The organism is Klebsiella sp. K47, from assembly GCF_051858335.1.
Classification (GTDB): domain Bacteria; phylum Pseudomonadota; class Gammaproteobacteria; order Enterobacterales; family Enterobacteriaceae; genus Klebsiella; species Klebsiella pneumoniae.
Genome location: NZ_JBPYUI010000004.1, coordinates 208,835 through 229,710 on the forward strand (window position 1 = coordinate 208,835; position 20,876 = coordinate 229,710).

Here is a 20,876-nt window from a genome sequence, read left to right on the forward strand (position 1 = left end):
CGGGGTGGAAATCTGGCTCGTCTGGACCGAAGATAAGGCATCGCTTGGCAACAGGAGAAGACGATGGCGGACTGGGTTAGCGGCAAAGTGACAAAAGTGGAGTACTGGACGGACGCCTTGTTCAGTTTATACGTGCGGGCGCCTGTTCATCCGTTTACCGCCGGGCAATTTACCAAGCTCGGGCTGGAAATCGACGGCGAACGCGTGCAGCGCGCCTACTCCTACGTCAACGCCCCCGGCAATCCCGACCTCGAGTTCTATTTGGTCACCGTCCCGGAAGGCAAGCTGAGCCCGCGTCTGGCGGCGCTGAAGCCGGGCGATGAAGTCCTGGTGGTGAGTGAAGCGGCAGGTTTCTTCGTCCTCGAGGAAGTACCGGATTGCGATACCCTGTGGATGCTGGCGACCGGCACTGCGCTGGGGCCGTACCTGTCAATTTTGCAGGAAGGCAAGGACCTTGAGCGCTTTAACAACCTGGTGCTGGTCCACGCCGTCCGCTACGCCGCGGACCTGAGCTATCTGCCGCTAATGCGCGAACTGGAGCAGCGCTATGCCGGCAAACTCCGTATTCAGACGGTGGTCAGCCGCGAAACCGTGGAAGGCTCGCTGACCGGCCGGGTGCCGTTTCTGATTGAAACCGGCGCGCTGGAAGAGGCCGTCGGCCTACCGATGACCACTGACACCAGCCATGTGATGCTGTGCGGCAACCCGCAAATGGTGCGCGATACCCAACAGCTGTTAAAAGAGACCCGGCAGATGACCAAACATCTGCGTCGCCGGCCGGGCCATATGACGGCGGAGCACTACTGGTAATCAGGCGTCCGCTTTCCAGCGCACGTCCTGGGTCTCCTTGCCGAACTTATTCTCGCCCTGGGTGCCGACAAACGCCCCCAGGTCGATCAGCATCATGACGATAATCAGCGTCGGCACAAAGCGCCCGACGCCCCACTGCCAGACCTGCGGCAACATCGACCAGTTCCCCGCCAGCAGCATCCACGCCAGAACCATCAGCAGCGCCCACAGCCCGGATTTGCCGCGATCGTGCAGCCGCTTGACCACCACCGCCGCCGTCGGCCACAGCAGGCAGACGATAATAAACGCCGCCGTCTGCAGGTTGAGCAGATTGCTGCCTGCCAGGGTAAACAGGGCGCTCATGGTCACCAGCCAGATGGCAATCCAGATCCAGAAATCGCGGCGGCCAATGCGCCCTTTAATTGAGAATAACCACTGCTGTAGGGTCATGCGTTTTTCCTTATCATCATCGTCTGCGTAGTTTACCCTGGCGTCGTGACTTTTTGACAAGCGCCGCGCTTCCCGATTTAATCGTCAGCAGGCAAAAAAAGGAACGACGGGCATGAAGAAGTGGACAATTTTGTGGTTAAGTGGGCTGATGGGCCTTGCCGTCGGCCCGCACGCGTTGTCCGCAGAGAGCGAATCGACGACCGCGGCAGCGCCCTACCTGCTCGCCGGCGCGCCGAGCTTTGACCAGTCGATCAGTCAGTTCCGCGAGAAATTCAACGCCGATAACCCAAAGCTGCCTCTGAACGAATTCCGTTCCATCGCCACCAGTCGCGATCGGGCTAACCTGACCCGCGCCGCCAGCAAAATTAACGAAAATCTCTATGCCTCCACCGCGCTGGAGCGCGGCACGCTGAAGATCAAATCCATGCAGATCACCTGGCTGCCGATCCAGGGGCCGGAGCAAAAGGCGGCCAGGACCAAAGCGCTGGAGTATATGAGCGCCATGATCCGCGCCTTCGTGCCGACTTTTAGCCAGGCGCAAAGCCAGCAAAAACTGCAGAAACTGCTGGCCGCCGGCAAGGGCAAGCGCTACTTCGCCGATACCGAAGGCGCCGTGCGCTATGTGGTGGCAGATCATGGGGAAAAGGGCCTGACCTTCGCCATTGAACCGATTAAGCTGGCGCTATCTGAAACGCTGGAAGGTAACAATAAATGACAAAAAGCAAAGCCTTTCCAGTGACGAGTCTCTATACTGTTTCACAGACCATGCTGCCCTCTGGGGCGGCTATATTCCTTAATTCGCTTAAGTAGCGTGGAGAATTAAAATGCGACATCCTTTAGTGATGGGTAACTGGAAACTGAACGGCAGCCGCCACATGGTAAACGAACTGGTTGCGAACCTGCGTACCGAGCTGGCTGGCGTAAGCGGCTGTGCAGTTGCCATCGCCCCGCCGGAAATGTATCTGGACCTGGCTAAGCGCGCGGCAGAAGGCAGCCACATTCACCTGGGCGCGCAGAACGTTGACGTGAACCTGTCCGGCGCATTCACCGGTGAAACCTCCGCCGAAATGCTGAAAGATATCGGCGCGCAGTACATCATCATCGGCCACTCCGAGCGTCGTACCTACCACAAAGAATCCGACGAGCTGATCGCGAAGAAATTCGCGGTGCTGAAAGAGCAGGGTCTGACCCCGGTTCTGTGCATCGGTGAAACCGAAGCCGAAAACGAAGCGGGCAAAACGGAAGAAGTTTGCGCGCGTCAGATCGACGCCGTGCTGAAAACCCAGGGCGCTGCCGCTTTCGAAGGCGTGGTTATCGCTTACGAACCAGTATGGGCTATCGGTACCGGCAAATCAGCGACCCCGGCTCAGGCGCAGGCGGTGCACAAATTCATCCGTGACCACATTGCTAAAGCTGACGCCAAAATCGCTGAGCAAGTGATCATCCAGTACGGCGGTTCCGTTAACGCTGGCAACGCCGCAGAGCTGTTCACCCAGCCGGACATCGACGGCGCGCTGGTTGGCGGCGCCTCCCTGAAAGCTGACGCTTTCGCGGTGATCGTTAAAGCAGCAGAAGCAGCGAAAAAAGCGTAATTCGCTTTTCCCGGTGGCGACACGCGACCGGGTTGACTGACAAAACGTGGGAGCCCGGCCTAGCACAGCGCAAGCCGGGCTTTCTTTTGCCGTTACAGTTTCCCCAACAGCTGATACCAGGCGTAGTCCAGCGGCAGTAAAATCAGATAACTCACCGCCGCCAGCGCCAGACACAGTTGCATCCCCGCCCTCGCCGGGACCTTGCCTAACCCCATCGCCACCACGATCGGCGACGCCTGATAGGGCAGCAGCGGCGTGGAATAGCCCAGCACCTGAATCATAATCACGCTTAGCAGCGGAAAACCGGTGGCGTCGGCAAAGCTCTGGGCAAAGGTGGTATACAGCGCCGGCACGCCGTTGGCGGTCATAATAAAGTTCAGCGCGCTGGTTATCCCGGTCAGGGCGAGAAAGCTGGTGAAAGGATTGTCTTTATCCAGGGGCATCACCTGCAGCAGCGCATTGCCCACTGCGCCGCCAATCCCGGTTTGGGTGACGGCGATCGCTAGCCCCAGAATCCCGGCGACGTAAATGCAGGTGCGCATATTCACCCCGCTGGCAAACTCCTCGCCGTTAATAAAGCCCACCCGCGGCAGCAGCGTGATCACAGCCGCCGCCAGGCCGGTCCACGCCGGGCCGACGCCGTGCCAGCTCTCGGTCACCCATAGCGAGAGGACCACCGCCAGCAGCCACGCCAGACGTTTCTCGTCGCGGCTCATCGGCGGCAGCGGCGCCAGGTCGCGCGGTGGATGCGGCTTGCCGGGAAACAGCCAGCAAATCAGCGCCACCAGCACCGCCCCTTTCAGCCAGCCAAGCACCGGCGTATGCAGCAGTAAATAGGGAACATAATTCAGATGGATACCGTACGAGCCTTCCGCCGCGCCACTCATCACCAGATTCGGCACGTTGGCGGGCAAAATCGTTGCCGACAGCTGAAAGGTGCCGAACCCCACCGCCAGCGCCAGGCCGAACCAGCCGCGGCTGCCGTCGGCAATGCCCGCGCGGCGGGCCATCGCCGCCACGATCGGCATCAGCAGCGCGATGCGCCCCATGTTGGAGGGCATCACGAACGCCAGGGCGTAGCTCAGGAGTACCACGCTGGCGACCATCCGCGGCCAGGAGTCGGTGAGCCTGGCCGACAGCGCCTGCGCCGCCCGGTCCGCCAGTCCGGTTTTACGGATGGCGATGCCGAGCACAAAGCCGCTGAACACCAGCCAGAACGCCGAAGAGGCAAAGCCGCCGAAGATCACCTCCGGCGGAGCGATTTTCGCCATCATTGCCGCTGAGAAGAACAGCAGCGCGGTGATAAATTCCGGCAGCAGCGACGTCGCCCAGAGCACGATGGTGACGCCGACAATCAATGAAGGAAGGAACAGCGGGTGGGTAAGCCAGAGCGACATGCCTGTCTCCTGTCGTTTTTTTCAGCAAGAATACGACGACAGGTAAGACAGGTAAACGCCAGAACTAGTGGTTTGCGTTAAGGATGGCGCAGCGATGATCCTGAATTTCTTCCGCTGAAGCCCGGTTCAGGGTCAGCAGGTTACGCTCCGTCGCAAGCAGCACCAGCGAGCCGTCGCTCTGTTGCGCCATTGCCAGCGCGAAGCGTCCCATATGTTCACGCGCCTCCGGCACCTCTTCCGCCAGCATCAGGAACGGGCTACGCTGGGCCAGCTCCGCCTCCGTCACCCGGCGCGCCAGGTATTCGTGGCCCTGAAGCCCGCCCGGTAGCGGCAGCCAGCGGCTGCTGATCGCTGCGGCATCCTTATCTAACTGCGCGCGCACATCGGGGCGCAGGCAGGAGATATGAATATGGAAATGGTTTTGCGTACGTCCACTGCGCGAGTTGATCGCCAGCGATACCGCGTTATCAGGAACCGGCGCGCCGTGGCGCTGGCTCATGATTTCACGCCCCTGCCAGGCCTGCCAGAAAAAGTTCGGCGTCAACGGATCCAGCAGCAGCGGGCTTTCGGTGCCGTTGATGCGGTAGGTCGGCATCAGCAAATACTGCAGCGGGCCGTTACGGTCTTTAAACAGCACATAGCCGCCCTTGAGGTTCACTTCCGCGCACGGCGACGGGTTTTGCTGCTGTTGCTGATGGGGTACGCACTGCTGCAGGACAATCTTGCGTAATGCGTCCGGGTTGCCAGAGTGCAGCCAGTAGTAGCCGCCCGCCAGCGCCGCGAGGATCGCCACCAGCAGCGCCAGCAAAAAGTATCTTACTCTTCTCATTTTCATTCCCTGTTAAGCCTGAAGCGGAAGAGTAGCGTAATTTGATGACTAAATGAAAACAGATGGTGGACGGGGCGTTATCCCGGGTAGCGGCTGATGCCTTACCCGGGCTACGCACCGCGCAAAACTGTAGCCCTGCTAAGCGTAGCGCAAGCAGGGACAAGAGAATTAACGCTGGCTAATCTGGTCGAAGGTGCCGCCGTTGGAGAAGTGCTCTTTCTGCGCTTTCGTCCAGCCGCCGAACTCCTGATCGATGGTAAACAGCTTCAGTTTCGGGAATTCGTTAGCATATTTCTTCGCCACATTCGGATCGCGCGGGCGGTAGAAGTTCTTCGCCGCAATCTCCTGGCCTTCCGGCGAGTAGAGATACTTCAGGTACGCTTCCGCCACCTGACGCGTGCCTTTCTTATCCACCACTTTGTCGACCACCGAGACGGTCGGCTCAGCCAGAATCGACTCACTTGGGGTCACGATTTCAAACTTGTCTTTGCCCAGTTCGTTGGTCGCCAGCAGCGCTTCGTTTTCCCAGGCGATCAGTACGTCGCCGATGCCGCGTTCTACGAAGGTATTGGTCGAACCGCGCGCGCCGGAGTCCAGCACTTCCACGTTTTTATACAGCGCCTTGACGAATTCCTGGGCTTTCGCCTGGTCGCCGTGATTCTGATGCAGGGCATAGCCCCAGGCCGCCAGGTAGTTCCAGCGGGCGCCGCCGGAGCTTTTCGGGTTCGGGGTAATGACCGACACACCCGGTTTGATCAGATCGTTCCAGTCATGGATCTGTTTCGGATTGCCCTTGCGGACGAGGAACACGATGGTGGAGGTATACGGCGCAGAGTTATCCGGCAGGCGTTTCAGCCAGTTTTTATCGATGCGGCCGCGTTCAGCAATAGCGTCGACATCGTAGGCCAGCGCCAGCGTGACCACATCCGCTTCAATACCGTTAATCACCGAGGTCGCCTGTTTGCCAGAGCCACCATGCGACTGGCGGATCACCACGTTGTCGCCGGTCTCCTGCTTCCAGTGTGCGCTAAACGCTTTGTTGTACTGTTCGTACAGCTCGCGCGTTGGATCATAAGATACGTTTAATAGCTGAATGTCTTTTGCCAGAACGCTGGCGGATGCCAGCAACAGAGTTAACCCTACGCCCCACTTATTCATCGCACCGCTCTCTTTATGTGTGTTGTGATGGGTTAAGCGTGCCAGAAAGCGATTCAATGATTAAAGAATAAAAAAAGATTGGCTATAACTTGCGGATATAAAGACGCGAGTAAGGATGACCCCCTCCCGGGCGGGAGAGGGCGCGAAGCGATTAGACTTCTTCCATGCGACCCAGCAGCGCCTGCAGACGTTCCTGCCAGCCCTGCTGCTGCTCTTTCAGCTGGCTGTTTTCGCGCTCCAGCTCTTCACGACCATGCTGCGCGCTCTGAACTTCCTGCACCAGGGTGTTGTTCTTTTCTTTCAGCTCTTCGATTTCCATCTGCAACAGAGTGATGGTATCAATCGCCTGCTGAACCTTAGATTCTAATTTCTCAAACACTTCTAATGACATCGTCATACCTCTCCTGAACTTGCAAGGCGTTGATAGAAACTCGTGTTTCGTATACGCGGTCCCGCCTTAACGAAAATTAGCGCACATAGCGGTGTTATCGTCGATTGTATGAATCCCCGCCGCCCCTGTCCAGCGGCAAGCCGCGTAGATTGCGGTTTGCAACACTTTTCAGTCTTTACCTGGTGCTTTCAGCGCAGTTCGCTCGTAGTTCATGGGTCAATGTTAATTTTATGGTTAACAAAATGCGTGGTGAAACGCTCCGGCAGCGCTCTCAATGCGCGCAAATGGCGCGAAAACGCTCATTTTCTTGACGAGGCACACACATTTGAAGTTCGATATTTCTCGTTTTTGCTCGTTAACGATAAATTAACACTATGCCTACATGGCAATATGGTCGTCTGTGACCACCCTACATACAATAATCATCACCACGCTTCAGGATTCGATTATGAGCCAAACATCAACCTTAAAAGGCCAGTGCATCGCAGAGTTCCTCGGTACCGGGTTGTTGATCTTTTTCGGCGTTGGGTGCGTGGCTGCGCTCAAGGTCGCGGGAGCCAGCTTCGGACAATGGGAAATCAGCATCATCTGGGGTCTGGGCGTCGCCATGGCGATCTACCTGACCGCCGGGGTCTCCGGTGCGCACCTTAACCCAGCGGTGACTATCGCGCTGTGGCTGTTCGCCTGCTTCGAAGGCCGCAAAGTGGTTCCTTTTATTATTTCGCAATTCGCTGGCGCCTTTTGCGCTGCGGCATTAGTTTACGGGCTTTACTACAATCTTTTCCTCGATTATGAAACCACCCACCATATGATTCGCGGCAGCGTGGAAAGCCTCGATCTGGCCGGCATTTTCTCCACTTACCCGAACCCGCACATCAATTTTGTGCAGGCCTTCGCGGTAGAGATGGTGATTACCGCTATCCTGATGGGCGTCATCCTGGCGCTGACCGACGATGGCAACGGCATACCGCGCGGCCCGCTGGCCCCTCTGCTGATTGGCCTGCTGATTGCGGTGATTGGCGCCTCCATGGGACCGCTGACCGGCTTCGCCATGAACCCGGCGCGTGACATCGGCCCGAAAGCCTTCGCCTGGCTGGCGGGGTGGGGTGACGTCGCCTTCACCGGCGGCAAAGATATTCCTTATTTCCTGGTGCCGCTGTGCGCACCGGTGGTCGGCGCGGCGCTGGGCGCATTCAGCTATCGTAAGCTGATTGGCCGTCACCTGCCTTGCGACACCTGCGTGGAGGAAGAGCAACAGAGCCCCTCCTCTTCCACCGCTCAACATAAAGCTTCGCTGTAATCTGACTACGGGACACCGACTATGACCGACAAAAAATATATCGTTGCGCTTGACCAGGGCACTACCAGCTCCCGGGCCGTTGTGATGGATCATGATGCCAATATCGTCAGCGTCTCCCAGCGAGAATTTGAACAAATTTATCCTAAGCCAGGCTGGGTCGAACACGACCCGATGGAAATCTGGGCTTCCCAAAGCTCGACGCTGGTCGAAGCGCTGGCCAAAGCGGATATCAACTCCGATCAGATCGCGGCCATCGGCATCACCAATCAGCGTGAGACCGTGGTGGTGTGGGAGCGAGAGACCGGTAGACCCATCTACAACGCTATCGTCTGGCAGTGCCGCCGTACCGCGGAGATCTGCGAGCAGCTCAAGCGTGACGGGATGGAAGAGTATATCCGCAAGGCCACAGGCCTGGTGGTGGACCCGTACTTCTCCGGCACCAAGGTGAAATGGATCCTCGACCATGTCGAAGGTTCCCGTGAGCGTGCGAAGCGCGGCGAGCTGCTGTTCGGCACCGTTGACACCTGGCTTATCTGGAAGATGACCCAGGGCCGCGTGCACGTCACCGACTACACCAACGCCTCACGTACCATGCTGTTCAACATTCACGACCTCGACTGGGACGACAAGATGCTCGACGCGCTGGACATTCCGCGCGCCATGCTGCCGGAAGTGCGCAAGTCTTCCGAAGTGTACGGCCAGACCAACATCGGTGGTAAAGGCGGGACCCGTATTCCTATCGCCGGGATCGCCGGTGACCAGCAGGCGGCCCTGTTCGGCCAGCTGTGCGTCAAGGAAGGGATGGCGAAAAACACCTACGGCACCGGCTGCTTTATGCTGATGAATACCGGCGAAAAAGCGGTCACCTCCACCCACGGTCTGCTGACCACCATCGCCTGCGGCCCGCGCGGCGAGGTGAACTACGCTCTGGAAGGGGCGGTGTTTATGGCCGGGGCGTCTATTCAGTGGCTGCGCGACGAGATGAAGCTCATCAGCGATGCCTTCGACTCCGAGTACTTCGCCACCAAAGTGAAGGATACCAACGGCGTATACGTGGTACCCGCGTTCACCGGTCTTGGCGCACCGTACTGGGACCCGTATGCCCGCGGCGCGATTTTCGGCCTCACCCGCGGCGTGAACTCCAACCACATTATCCGTGCGACGCTGGAGTCCATCGCCTTTCAGACCCGCGACGTGCTGGAAGCGATGCAGGCTGACTCCGGCATTCGTCTGCACGCCCTGCGCGTAGACGGCGGCGCGGTGGCTAACAACTTCCTGATGCAGTTCCAGTCCGATATCCTCGGCACCCGTGTCGAGCGTCCGGAAGTACGCGAAGTGACGGCGCTGGGCGCGGCCTATCTGGCCGGTCTGGCGGTCGGTTTCTGGCAGAATCTGGATGAACTGCAGGAGAAAGCGGTGATTGAGCGCGAATTCCGCCCGGGGATTGAAACTACTGAGCGTAACTATCGTTACAGCGGCTGGAAGAAAGCGGTGAAACGCGCGTTAGCGTGGGAAGAGCACGACGAAGCGTAAGATTGTGAAGTTATTCCCGGCTTGCGGCGTAAACGCCTGAGCCGGGCTACAAAACCCCAAACAGCACGATCTTGTAGCCCGGACAGGTGCGCAGCACCGCTTCCGGGTTTTTTATCAACCAAACATCGGCAGCAGCAGGTACAGCTTAATCACCAGCGCGTTGACGATATCGATAAAGAACGCCCCCACCATCGGCACGACCAGGAAGGCCATATGCGATGGCCCGAAACGGTCGGTAATCGCCTGCATATTGGCGATCGCCGTCGGCGTTGCCCCCAGGCCAAACCCGCAATGCCCGGCTGCCAGCACCGCGGCATCGTAGTTTTTGCCCATCATCCGATAAGTGACGAACACCGCATACAGCGCCATCGCCAGCGCCTGCACCGCCAGGATAATAATCATCGGCAGCGCCAGCGAGGCCAACTCCCACAGCTTGAGGCTCATCAGCGCCATGGCGAGGAACAGCGACAGGCTGACGTTGCCCAACACCGATACCGCGCGATCGAACACCCGATACAACCCCGCCAGCGCCAGGCTGTTGCTGAGGATCACGCCGATAAACAGCACGCAGACGAAGGTCGGCAGCTCGAAGACGCTCCCCGCCAGCAGTTGCGCAACCACCTTGCCCAGCGTCAGACAGATGGCGATCAGGGCGATACTTTCGATCAGCACCAGCGAGGTGATCACCCGCCCCACGTCCGGCTTTTCAAAGGCGGTTGGCGCCACCTGATCGTCCGGTGTCCCGTCCGGTGAGGAAGAGTGCTTCACCAGATAACGCGCCACCGGGCCGCCGATCAGGCCGCCCAGCACCAGGCCAAAGGTCGCGCAGGCCATCGCCACCTCGGTGGCGTTGGCAAAACCGTAGCGCTCAACGAACAGCTTACTCCACGCCGCCCCGGTGCCGTGGCCGCCGGATAAGGTAATCGACCCGGCCAGCAGACCCATTAGCGGATCCAGCCCCAGCAGCGTCGCCATGCCGATACCGAGGGCGTTCTGCAGCAGCAGCAGGCCAACCACCACGATCAGGAAAGTGCCCAGCACCTTGCCGCCGGCCCGCAGGCTGGCGAGGTTGGCGTTAAGACCGATGGTGGCGAAGAACGCCAGCATCAGCGGATCTTTCAGACTCATATCGAAATCAATTTCGATATCCATGCTTTTTTTCAGCGCCAGCAGCGCCAGCGCCACCAGCAGACCGCCGGCAACGGGTTCAGGAATAGTGTATTTCTTAAGGAAGGGAACGGTTTGTACGAGTTTTCTGCCGAGTAACAGCACGAGCGTTGCGGCAACGAGCGTCGATAAGGTATCGAGATGAAACATAAAAAGCTCCTTATGGGCGCATGATCCATTCACACGCGACGATATTCCTGGTGTCTTTAGCTTCTCATCATGAGGAGTCAGAGGGGGATTTTACGCAGAACGGCGGAAAAATTGACAGAAAAAGATATTTTGTATCCTTAATGATGCGATTTAGCATACAAAATGTTAATTACCTCGTTGCGCATATTCACGGTATAAATTTTTATGAGCAAACGCTGGCAAACGTTTGCTTTTGGTCTACAGTCCGATAAAATTCCCGCTTTGCCACCTTGGGATTGCTTGTGATGTCCGTTAACACCGCAGAGTCAGAAAATGCGCAACCGGTTGCGCATAAACCAGCCAGCGAATTAATCTACCGCCTCGAAGATCGCCCGCCGCTACCGCAAACCCTGTTCGCCGCCTTCCAGCACCTGCTGGCGATGTTTGTCGCGGTGATCACCCCGGCGCTGTTAATCTGCCAGGCTCTCGGTCTCCCGGCGCAAGATACCCAACATATCATCAGCATGTCGCTGTTCGCCTCCGGCGTCGCCTCTATTATTCAGATCAAAGCCTGGGGCCCGGTCGGCTCCGGACTGCTCTCCATCCAGGGCACCAGCTTCAACTTTGTCGCCCCGCTGATCATGGGCGGTACCGCCTTGAAAACCGGCGGCGCCGACGTCCCCACCATGATGGCCGCCCTCTTCGGCACCCTGATGCTGGCCAGCTGCACCGAAATGGTCCTCTCCCGGATCCTGCACCTGGCGCGCCGTATCATTACCCCGCTGGTTTCCGGCGTGGTGGTGATGATTATCGGCCTGTCGCTGATTCAGGTCGGACTGACCTCCATCGGCGGCGGCTACGCGGCGATGGCTGACCACACCTTTGGTGCGCCGAAAAATCTGCTGCTGGCGGGTATCGTGCTGGCGCTGATTATTATCCTCAACCGCCAGCGCAACCCGTACCTGCGCATCGCCTCGCTAGTGATTGCCATGGCTGCCGGTTATCTGGCGGCGTGGTTCCTCGACATGCTGCCAGCCAACACCGTCCCGACCAACAGCAGCCTCATCACCGTCCCGACGCCGCTCTATTATGGCCTCGGCATCGACTGGAGTCTGCTGCTGCCCCTGATGCTGGTGTTTATGATCACCTCCCTGGAAACCATCGGCGATATCACCGCCACCTCCGACGTCTCCGAACAGCCGGTCTCGGGTCCGCTGTATATGAAACGCCTGAAAGGCGGCGTGCTGGCTAACGGCCTGAACTCCTTCGTTTCCGCGGTCTTCAACACCTTCCCGAACTCCTGCTTCGGCCAGAACAACGGCGTGATCCAGCTGACCGGGGTCGCCAGCCGCTACGTCGGCTTTGTGGTCGCCCTGATGCTGATCGTCCTCGGCCTGTTCCCAGCGGTGAGCGGCTTTGTCCAGCATATCCCTGAGCCAGTGCTCGGCGGCGCCACGCTGGTGATGTTCGGCACCATCGCCGCGTCCGGCGTGCGCATCGTCTCCCGTGAACCGCTGAACCGTCGGGCGATCCTGATTATCGCTCTGTCGCTGGCGGTAGGCCTCGGCGTGTCGCAGCAACCGCTGATCCTGCAGTTCGCCCCGGACTGGCTGAAAAACCTGCTTTCCTCCGGGATTGCCGCCGGCGGTATCACGGCGATTGTTCTGAATTTAATTTTCCCGCCAGAAAAGGCGTGATCTCATGCGTTCCCGGTCGCGCATCGGCCGGGACGTCCTCCAACCACCTGCCCCATCACGGAAATAAACCACGCCTGCCTTGAGAAGTGCGCCTAAATCGGGCATAACACGGTGATGTGCATCTCACAGAATGGAAGACCATGAAATTTCTTGGAAAGCTGATTCTCTGGCTGCTAGTCGCTCTGCTGCTCGTCATTATTGGCGCGTGGTTCCTGCTGCAAACCCACTGGGGCGCCCGCCAGGCCAGCGCCTGGCTCAGCAATGGCACCGGCTGGCAGGTCTCCTTCGATGAGATGGAGCACGATTTCTCCTCCCCCCTTCATGTGCAGTTGCGAAACGTCACCTTTGGTCGGGAAGGCAAGCCTGCCACTTTGGTGGCAAAAACGGTCGATATTGGCTTCAGCACCCGCCAGTTTAGCGATCCGCTGCATGCGGATGAGATAGTCCTTAACGACGGCACTCTGAATCTGTCACCCCACTCTGCAGACCTGCCGTTCGCTGCCGACCGGCTGATGTTGCGCAATATGGCTTTCAACAGCCCGGAAACCGGCTGGGCGCTCAGCGCGCAGCGCGTCACCGGCGGCGTCAGCCCATGGACGCCGGAGGCGGGCAATGTGCTGGGGAAAACGGCGCAGATCCAGATGAGCGCGGGCTCGATGACGCTCAATGGCGTCGAAGCCAGCAACGTTCTGATTCAGGGTAAGATTGATCAGGGCGAGGTCACCCTCTCCACCCTCGGCGCCGATGTCGCCCGCGGCACCTTAACCGGCAATGCCAAACGCAGCGCCGATGGCAGCTGGCGGGTGGATAACCTCCAGCTCAACGAGATTCGACTGCAGAGCCCCGCCTCGCTGACCGAGTTTTTCGCGCCGTTAACCACGGTCCCCTCTCTGCAGATTGGCCGCCTGGACATCACCGACGCCCGCCTGCAGGGACCGGACTGGGCGGTAACCGACCTCGACCTGAGCCTGCGCAACCTGACCCTTAGCCACGGCGGCTGGCAGAGCGAGGACGGCACGCTGTCGATGAACGCCAGCGAATTTATCTACGGCTCGCTGCATCTTTTCGACCCGATCCTCAATGCCGAATTCTCTCCCCAGGGCATTGCGCTGCGCCAGTTCTCCTCGCGCTGGGAGGGCGGCATGGTGCGCACCTCCGGCAACTGGCTGCGCGCCGGGAACGCCCTGGTGCTCGACGACACCGCCTTCGCCGGACTGGAGTACACGCTGCCGGCGAACTGGAAACAGCTGTGGATGACGCCGCTGCCAGCCTGGCTGCAAAGCCTGACGCTGAAAAAATTCAGCGCCAGCCGCAATCTGATCATCGATGTGGACCCTGCTTTCCCGTGGCAAATTACCGCCCTCGATGGCTATGGCGGCGAGCTACAGCTGGTGAAAAACGGTAGCTGGGGAGTATGGAACGGCAGCGCGACGCTGAACGCCGCGGCGGCGACTTTCAACCGGATCGACGTGCGCCGCCCATCACTCAAACTGAACGCCACAGCCTCGACGGTCAATATCACTGAGCTTAGCGCCTTCACCGAGCGCGGCATTTTGCAGGCCACCGCCGCGGTATCCCAGCTGCCGCAGCGCCAGGTCAATCTGAGCTTCAGCGGCCGCGGCGTGCCGCTGAATATTCTGCAGGCCTGGGGCTGGCCGTCGCTACCTATAAGCGGGGATGGCAATCTCCAGCTGACCGCCAGCGGCAGCGTGCAGGCCGATGCCCCGCTCAAACCGACGGTCAACGGGCAGCTCAGCGCCGTGAATATGGAGAAACAGCAGGTGGCGCAAATCATGCGCAACGGCGAGGTCAGCCCCGCCCCCGCCGCGCCAGCGCCCACTCCCGTCACCCCATAGCGATGCCCATTCCCTCTCCTCTATGGGGAGAGGGATTGCTTCCCGGCAAAACTCCACTCTGACAACTCTCTCCCTTTCAGGGAGAGAGTTGGGGTGCGAGTCCTGAAACCTGTGTGCAATACGCGGCTATCTGTACCTATTTAGCGCAACAGGTTCCTTTCAAATATCAGAGTTGCTATAACCAAATCACTGGAAGTCGATAAAAAACCGCTCCCTGTACCTACAAAAATATAAAAGGATCATTCATGCCTGAAATACGTCAGCGTATTCTGGAGAATATGCAAAAATTCTCCCGGGCCATGATCGGCGCCGTATTGTTCTTGCCGGTCATTGGCTTAATTCTGGCCCTCAGTTCAGTATTAACTAATCCGACATTAATTGCTGAAACCAGTTTCTTACATCAGCTTGGGCAAATGCTCGGCGACACCTTTTGGCCTTTATTTGGCAACCTCGGCTTATTATTTTGCGTCGGCATCAGCTATGGCCTGGCAAAGGATAAAAAAACCGAAGTCGCACTGGTTTCAGTGATGTGCTTTATTATGTTTCTTGGCGCCAACCACTCCTGGCTGGAACACACCCATGGACTCGCCGAAAAAATTAACGGTGAATATTATGGCACCGGGCAAACCCAGCTGCTGGGCTTTGTGGTGGTGGATATGGGCGTTTTCCTGGGCATTATTCTCGGCTGCACGATTGCGTGGGTGCACAATAAAGTCTCTGCCATTGAGCTGCCTGGCGCGCTGTCGATGTACGGCGGCGCCAAGCTGACGCTGGTGGCGATGACGCCGGTGGTTATCTTCTACGCCATCGCCTTTACCTGGATTTGGCCCTTTATGACCCACGGCATCTCCGCCCTCACCGGTTTTATGAAAAATGCCGGGGTCGCCGGGGTCTTCGTCTATGGTTTCTTTGAAAAATTCCTTATCCCCACCGGCCTGCACCATTTCGTCTGGTCCCCCTTCCAGCTCACCCAGATTGGCGGCACGCTGAACGTGGATGGTCAGGTGGTCTCCGGCACCCAGGCCATATTCCTCGCCTATATGCGCCATCCCGACCTGACGCCGGTCATGAACGACGCATTACGTTTTTCGCAGCAAGGGATGACCACTATCTTTGGCCTGGCGGGCGCCTCGCTGGCGTTCTACCACACCGCGAAACCGGAGAAGAAAGCGATGGCGAAGGCGATTCTGCTGCCGGCGATTATCACCTCGATGCTGACCGGCATCACCGAGCCGATTGAGTTTACTTTCTTGTTTGTCTCGCCGCTGCTGTGGGTGATCCACGCAACGTTAACCGCTGCCTCGCAGGCCATTTGCGACATCTTCACCGTACGTCCCTGGGGTGCATCGGGCCTGATCGAGTTTCTGATCTATAACCTGCCGCTGCCGGTCTCCTTAACGCGCTGGCCGGGCTATGTCCTTATCGGTATCGGCCAGTTCGCCGTCTACTACGTGATTTTCCGCACCCTGGTGGTGAAGCTGAACCTGAAAACGCCGGGCCGGGAAGATGACGAGAACGTGAAGCTCTACAGCAAAGCAGAGTACCGCCAGAAAGTCGCGCAACCGCAGTCGGTCACCGATGACATTATCCGCGGCCTCGGGGGCAAGGAAAATATTCTCTCCGTCGATAATTGTTTTACTCGCCTGCGCGTGGCCGTGCGCGATATGGCGCGGGTTGATGACACGCAATTAAAAAATACCGGCGCCAACGGCGTCGTACGCAATCGAAATGAAGTTCAGGTTATTTATGGCGTCAAAGTGGGACAGGTACGTTCCCGGGTTGATAACTGGTTAGCAGAAAATTAATGAGGAGTATTTATGAAATTAACCGTATTAGGCGGGGGCGGCGTTCGCTCTGCATTTTTAGCGAAATCTCTGGCCTATAACGCTCACCGCATTGGTTTAACAGAAGTCGTTTTTCTCGATAACTCTGCTGATAATCTGGCGATATTTGGCGAAATTGCCCGCTATGTATTTAATACCATTCGCCCGGATATTCAGTTTAGTACCACCACCGACCCGGTCGCAGCCCTGCAGGACGCCAACTATATCATTACCACCCTGCGGGTTGGCGGCGATGAAAGCCGCATTCGCGACGAACGTATTGCGCTTGAGCATAACACTCTCGGCCAGGAGACCACCGGCGCCGGCGGTTTCGCGATGGCCATGCGCTCGATCCCGGCGATCCTTCGCTATTGCCGGCTGATCGAAGAACATGCCGCCGAAGACGCTATTCTGTTTAACTTTACCAACCCGTCAGGTCTGGTGACGGAAGCGATTATTAAGTCCGGCTTTAAGCGCCGGGTCTATGGGATCTGCGATGCCCCCTCCGAGCTGATTCGTGAACTGCCGGCGATCCTTGGCTGTGAGGAGCGCGACCTCAGCGTGGAATGCTATGGGCTGAACCATTTCTCCTGGTTTACCCACTTCACCGTCCGTGGGGAAGAGGTGACCGAACGGCTGATCGCCAGCCCGGAACTGTACCAGAAGACGGCGATGCAGTACTTCTCCCCGGAGCTGGTACGGCTTTGCGATAATCAGCTCCTCAATGAATATCTCTATTATTACTACTATCGCGACGAGGCGCTGAAGGCGATTCAGGGGGCCGGCGAGACGCGCGGAGAGCAGATCGCCCGCATCAATCAGGAGATGCGCGAGGCGCTGCGCACCGTGGATGCCAGAACGCAACCGGAGGCCGCCTTCACCATCTGGATGCAGCATTATCTGCGCCGGGAAAACAGCTATATGCAGAACGAATCCCGGCAGGAGAAATTCCACACCCGCGAACCGCTGACGCTGCGCCAGTTTATCGAAGAGCCGGACACCGGCGGCTATGCCGGAGTGGCGCTGGATATCCTGGAAGCGGTGAACAGCACCACCACCAAGCGGATCGTGGTGTCGATCCAGAATAATGGCACGCTCGATTTTTTACGCCCGGACGACGTGATCGAGATCAGCTGCGACCTGAGCCGGGATGGCCTCAAGCCGGTGACGCCGGTGAAGGTGCCGACAGCGCAGAAGAATATGATTGCCTGCGTGAAGGAGTATGAGCGGCTGGCGGTGGCGGCGATCCTGCAGCAGGATAAATCGCTGGCGGTGCGGGCGCTGATGGCGCACCCGCTGATCGGTTCCTATTCGCTGGCGAAAACCCTGGTCGAAGCCTATCTCGACGATGAGCAGTTCGCCGCCTGGCGGTAATCCGCTGCCGATGGGATTCCCCCGCTCGCACCGCGCTTAGCGGGGCTACGAACGGAGCGGTTTGTGTTTTATGTAGGCCGGGTCAGGCGTAAGCCGCCACCCGGCAAAATAGCCGTATCACCCGGTAGCCCGGATAAGGCGCCAGCCGCCATCCGGGAACTCCCCCCGCTCGCACCGCGCTTAGCGGGGGCTAACTATTGCTACGTAGACTGGTAAACCACATCTTCAATAGTCGCTCAAAGCCTAAGATGCAGTAGCCGAAAAACGGGTTGCTCCAGTAAATATCATCATCGAACTTCTGCGGGTCGTGAATAATAAACGCCGTATCCGCGGCCTGCGCCAGCGGGCTTTGGTAGTCGCCGGTAAAGCAGACCAGATTAATCTCCTTCCCCTCCAGGGCCTTAACCCAGTTGAGCGCCGAGCTGCTGCGCCCGGATTTAGAAATGATCCAGATGGAGTCGAAGCAGGCGGCGTTTTTCTGTTCGAGGATTTCGTAATCGGGCCACAGCGCCAGGCTGGCATTCACGCCGGTGACGAGAAACTTGTTGTAAATATACTGGGCGATCAGCTGTGAAAAGCCGCTGCCGTGGATCAGGATGCGCTGCTGTTTAAGGCTTGCCAGCAGCGGCGTCAGCGCTTCTTCCGGCTGAACGCTCATGTAGTCGATATCGTTGGTGACATCGAGCTTCGGCATGGTGATATTGAACTTGATGAAATAGACCAGCTCCAGCCAGCCGCTGAACTTCAGTTTCTTTGCCAGCCGGACCAGGGAAGAGGGGTTGCTGTAGCACTGTTCAGCCACAGCGCGAACTCCCTGGCGGATACACTGCTCCGGGTCGTTCTGAATAAAGCGCAGCACGGTCATTTCCGTTTTGCTTAGCTTCACGTCACGAAAGATATTTTCTACGTCCATGGCGGGCTCCTCTCAGCGGCAGAATACGCTAACACCGTTCGACAACCGCGTCTGCGGCCTGAGTCACCACTATGAAATGAACGTTACTTTTTGTACAAAAATGGAATAAAAAAACCCTCTCCGCCGGGCGAAGAGGGCTGCTGCTGTTAACCTATTTACAACGTAATCGTCAGCGTATTGCCCTCGGCGCTCACTACCACCCCCCATTCGCTGCCGGTCTGCGTACCGCCCTGCACGCCCGCGATCTGCGGGATATTGCGCAGACACAGCGTCCAGCCGCGGGCCTCGCCTTCGCCGCTCACGGCGATGGCGTTGCCCTGGCGCCTGGCCTTCAGGGTGAAGATCGTCGAGCCGTCTGCCGCCGGAACGTCACAGCGTGCCTCGCGTCCATCCTCAAGGTGGAACAGCTGGAAGGCGGTGCCCTCATGCCAGGCGTAATCCGGCTTCTGGTCATTGTTGCCCAGCGCCAGCAGGCTGTTGTCGCGAACGTAGACCGGCAGGCTCAGCGCATCGTGATGCTGCTTATGCCAGCGGCTACCCGGCAATTCATCGTTATGCCACAGATGCGTCCAGTGCCCTTCCGGCAGATAAAACTGCACTTCGCCGGCCTCGGAGAACACCGGCGCCACCAGGACCGAATCGCCCAGCATATACTGGCGGTCGAGATAGTCGCAGGCCGGATCGTCCGGGAACTCGAGCAGCATCGCGCGCAGCATCGGCGTGCCGCACTCGTTGGCCAGCGCCGCCTGACGATAGAGATAAGGCATCATGCGGCATTTCAGCTGCGTGAAGTGGCGCACCACGTCGCAGGACTCGTCATCGTAGGCCCATGGCACCCGATAGGATTTGCTGCCGTGCAGCCGGCTGTGGCTGGAGAGCAGGCCGAAAGCGCACCAGCGCTTGTAGACGTGGGCCGGCGCGGTGTTTTCGAAACCGCCGATATCGTGACTCCAGAAACCGAAGCCGGACATGCCGATCGACAGCCCGCCGCGCAGGCTTTCCGCCATCGATTCGTAGTTGGCGTAGCAGTCGCCGCCCCAGTGCACCGGGAACTGCTGCGCGCCCACCGAGGCGGAGCGGGCGAACAGCACCGCCTCCTGCTCGCCGACGGTCTCTTTCAGCACCTTCCACACCAGCTCGTTATAGATGAAGGCGTAGTGGTTGTGCATTTTCTGCGGATCGGAACCATCAAACCACTGGACGTCGGTCGGGATACGCTCGCCAAAGTCGGTCTTGAAGCAATCGACCCCCATCGCCACCAGGCCTTTTAGTTTGTCAGCGTACCACTGGCGGGCTTCCGGATTGGTGAAGTCATAAATCGCCAGCCCCGGCTGCCACTTATCCCATTGCCACAGCGAACCGTCCGGGCGCTTCAGCAGATAGCCCTTCTCTTTCAGCTCCTTGAACACCGGCGAGCGCTGGCCGATGTACGGGTTGATCCACACGCAAACCTTCAGCCCTTTCGCCTTCAGGCGCTTGATCATCCCTTCCGGGTCCGGGAAAGTTAGCGGATCCCATTCAAAATCGCACCACTGGAAGGCCTTCATCCAGAAGCAGTCGAAGTGGAAGACGTGCAGCGGCAGATGGCGCTCAGCCATACCGTCGATGAAGCTATTCACCGTCGCTTCGTCATAGTTGGTGGTGAACGAGGTCGTCAGCCACAGACCAAACGACCATGCCGGCGGCAGCGCCGGGCGGCCGGTGAACTGCGTATAGCGGTTAAGCACCGCTTTCGGCGTCGGGCCGTCGATCACGAAGTACTCGAGGTATTCGCCTTCAACGCTGAACTGGACTTTAGAGACTTTCTCCGAGCCCACCTCGAAGGAGACGCGCTGCGGATGGTTGACCAGCACGCCGTAGCCGCGGTTGGTCAGATAGAACGGGATATTTTTGTAGGATTGCTCGGTGCTGGTGCCGCCGTCCTCGTTCCAGGTTTCTACCGTCTGGCCGTTGCGCACCAGGGCGGTAAAGCGCTCGCCGAGGCCGTAGACGGTTTCGCCGACGCCGAGGTCGAGGCGCTCAAACATGTAGTTGCGCTGGGTCTTACTATCCTGCACGTAGCCGTTGTTTTTTAGCTGGCTACCGGTGATACGCACGCCGTCGCGCAGAAAATCCAGCCCCCAGAATTCGCCTTTAGTCACCCGCACGCTGAGGCTGCCGCTTTTCAGCTCGGCGAACCCGGCCGTATTTTCTATTTCGACATGGACGTCTTTCTGCACGTTCAGCGGATAGTGCGGGCCGTTATCCAGCGCGCCCTGGAAGTGCTCCATGCGCACGCCGATTATCCCTTCCTGCGGCGAGAAAAAGCGCAGGGTGAACAATGGCGTATCCAGCTGCCAGGCGCGTTCGCGGACATCGCGCGGCGCGGCATAGACCACCATTTCATTCCCCTGCTGCTCCACCTCGTAAACCTGTACGGGTTGGATCAGGTTGAGCCCTGGTTGAATGAGCCAGTTTCCATCACTGATTTTCATTAAA

The 20,876-nt window shown here is 58.5% G+C and carries 17 protein-coding genes; 9 read left to right on the top strand and 8 right to left on the bottom strand.

The window, feature by feature from the left end; genetic code table 11:
- Positions 1 to 63 precede the first annotated feature (63 nt).
- Positions 64 to 810 (top strand): ferredoxin--NADP(+) reductase, encoded by a 747-nt coding sequence (gene fpr / locus RRF55_RS05640; protein WP_004173895.1) that lies wholly within the window; start codon positions 64 to 66, stop codon positions 808 to 810.
- Here the strand turns inward: fpr and RRF55_RS05645 are convergent, their stop codons facing one another.
- Positions 811 to 1,239, bottom strand: coding sequence for a DUF805 domain-containing protein (locus RRF55_RS05645; RefSeq protein ID WP_004901418.1), 429 nt, complete (start codon positions 1,237 to 1,239; stop codon positions 811 to 813).
- 112 nt (positions 1,240 to 1,351) lie between these two features.
- Here RRF55_RS05645 and RRF55_RS05650 point away from each other — a divergent pair, with 112 nt between their 5' ends.
- Complete coding sequence (locus tag RRF55_RS05650) at positions 1,352 to 1,954, top strand: YiiQ family protein (protein ID WP_002922908.1); 603 nt, start codon at positions 1,352 to 1,354, stop codon at positions 1,952 to 1,954.
- 109 nt (positions 1,955 to 2,063) lie between these two features.
- Positions 2,064 to 2,831, top strand: coding sequence for a triose-phosphate isomerase (gene tpiA / locus RRF55_RS05655; protein ID WP_002922909.1), 768 nt, complete (start codon positions 2,064 to 2,066; stop codon positions 2,829 to 2,831).
- Between the two features lie 92 nt (positions 2,832 to 2,923).
- Here tpiA and RRF55_RS05660 read toward each other — a convergent pair whose 3' ends face one another.
- The 4 genes from RRF55_RS05660 to zapB all read right to left on the bottom strand — a co-directional run bounded on the left by RRF55_RS05660 (position 2,924) and on the right by zapB (position 6,612).
- The gene (locus RRF55_RS05660; RefSeq protein WP_032439048.1) at positions 2,924 to 4,228 is read right to left on the bottom strand and encodes an SLC13 family permease; all 1,305 of its coding nucleotides are present in this window, start codon (positions 4,226 to 4,228) and stop codon (positions 2,924 to 2,926) included.
- Between the two features lie 64 nt (positions 4,229 to 4,292).
- Positions 4,293 to 5,063 carry a CDP-diacylglycerol diphosphatase gene (locus tag RRF55_RS05665; protein ID WP_014906767.1) on the bottom strand — a complete coding sequence of 257 codons (771 nt, stop codon included), beginning with the start codon at positions 5,061 to 5,063 and terminating at the stop codon, positions 4,293 to 4,295.
- A 162-nt stretch (positions 5,064 to 5,225) separates the two neighbouring features.
- Positions 5,226 to 6,215 carry a sulfate ABC transporter substrate-binding protein gene (locus RRF55_RS05670; RefSeq protein ID WP_002922936.1) on the bottom strand — a complete coding sequence of 330 codons (990 nt, stop codon included), beginning with the start codon at positions 6,213 to 6,215 and terminating at the stop codon, positions 5,226 to 5,228.
- A 151-nt stretch (positions 6,216 to 6,366) separates the two neighbouring features.
- Positions 6,367 to 6,612 (bottom strand): septal ring assembly protein ZapB, encoded by a 246-nt coding sequence (zapB, locus tag RRF55_RS05675; RefSeq protein WP_004150222.1) that lies wholly within the window; start codon positions 6,610 to 6,612, stop codon positions 6,367 to 6,369.
- A 442-nt stretch (positions 6,613 to 7,054) separates the two neighbouring features.
- Here zapB and RRF55_RS05680 point away from each other — a divergent pair, with 442 nt between their 5' ends.
- Together RRF55_RS05680 and glpK are read left to right on the top strand one after the other, a co-directional pair.
- Positions 7,055 to 7,906 carry an MIP/aquaporin family protein gene (locus RRF55_RS05680; RefSeq protein ID WP_002922941.1) on the top strand — a complete coding sequence of 284 codons (852 nt, stop codon included), beginning with the start codon at positions 7,055 to 7,057 and terminating at the stop codon, positions 7,904 to 7,906.
- 21 nt (positions 7,907 to 7,927) lie between these two features.
- Positions 7,928 to 9,439, top strand: a complete 1,512-nt coding sequence (glpK, locus tag RRF55_RS05685; RefSeq protein WP_130974857.1) for a glycerol kinase GlpK — start codon at positions 7,928 to 7,930, stop codon at positions 9,437 to 9,439.
- Positions 9,440 to 9,553: 114 nt separating this feature from the next.
- Here glpK and gltS read toward each other — a convergent pair whose 3' ends face one another.
- On the bottom strand, positions 9,554 to 10,756 hold the full coding sequence (gene gltS, locus RRF55_RS05690) for a sodium/glutamate symporter (protein ID WP_002922948.1): 1,203 nt from the start codon (positions 10,754 to 10,756) through the stop codon (positions 9,554 to 9,556).
- 284 nt (positions 10,757 to 11,040) lie between these two features.
- On the opposite strand from gltS, the gene RRF55_RS05695 reads away from it, so the two are divergent.
- From RRF55_RS05695 to RRF55_RS05710, 4 genes are all read left to right on the top strand, one after another.
- Positions 11,041 to 12,432, top strand: a complete 1,392-nt coding sequence (locus tag RRF55_RS05695) for a nucleobase:cation symporter-2 family protein (RefSeq protein WP_439419101.1) — start codon at positions 11,041 to 11,043, stop codon at positions 12,430 to 12,432.
- Positions 12,433 to 12,572: 140 nt separating this feature from the next.
- Positions 12,573 to 14,288: an AsmA family protein gene (locus RRF55_RS05700; RefSeq protein WP_023283074.1), complete on the top strand. Its 1,716-nt coding sequence runs from the start codon at positions 12,573 to 12,575 to the stop codon at positions 14,286 to 14,288.
- 245 nt (positions 14,289 to 14,533) lie between these two features.
- On the top strand, positions 14,534 to 16,093 hold the full coding sequence (locus tag RRF55_RS05705) for a PTS transporter subunit EIIC (RefSeq protein WP_002922953.1): 1,560 nt from the start codon (positions 14,534 to 14,536) through the stop codon (positions 16,091 to 16,093).
- 12 nt (positions 16,094 to 16,105) lie between these two features.
- Entirely contained in the window at positions 16,106 to 17,485 is a 1,380-nt protein-coding gene (locus RRF55_RS05710; RefSeq protein ID WP_004150228.1) for a family 4 glycosyl hydrolase, read from the top strand.
- 190 nt (positions 17,486 to 17,675) lie between these two features.
- Here RRF55_RS05710 and RRF55_RS05715 read toward each other — a convergent pair whose 3' ends face one another.
- Both RRF55_RS05715 and yicI read right to left on the bottom strand, forming a co-directional pair.
- A complete protein-coding gene (locus RRF55_RS05715) occupies positions 17,676 to 18,398 on the bottom strand; it encodes a MurR/RpiR family transcriptional regulator (RefSeq protein WP_004173889.1) in 723 nt (240 codons plus the stop codon).
- Between the two features lie 155 nt (positions 18,399 to 18,553).
- A complete protein-coding gene (gene yicI / locus RRF55_RS05720) occupies positions 18,554 to 20,872 on the bottom strand; it encodes an alpha-xylosidase (protein WP_130974855.1) in 2,319 nt (772 codons plus the stop codon).
- Positions 20,873 to 20,876: the final 4 nt, after the last annotated feature.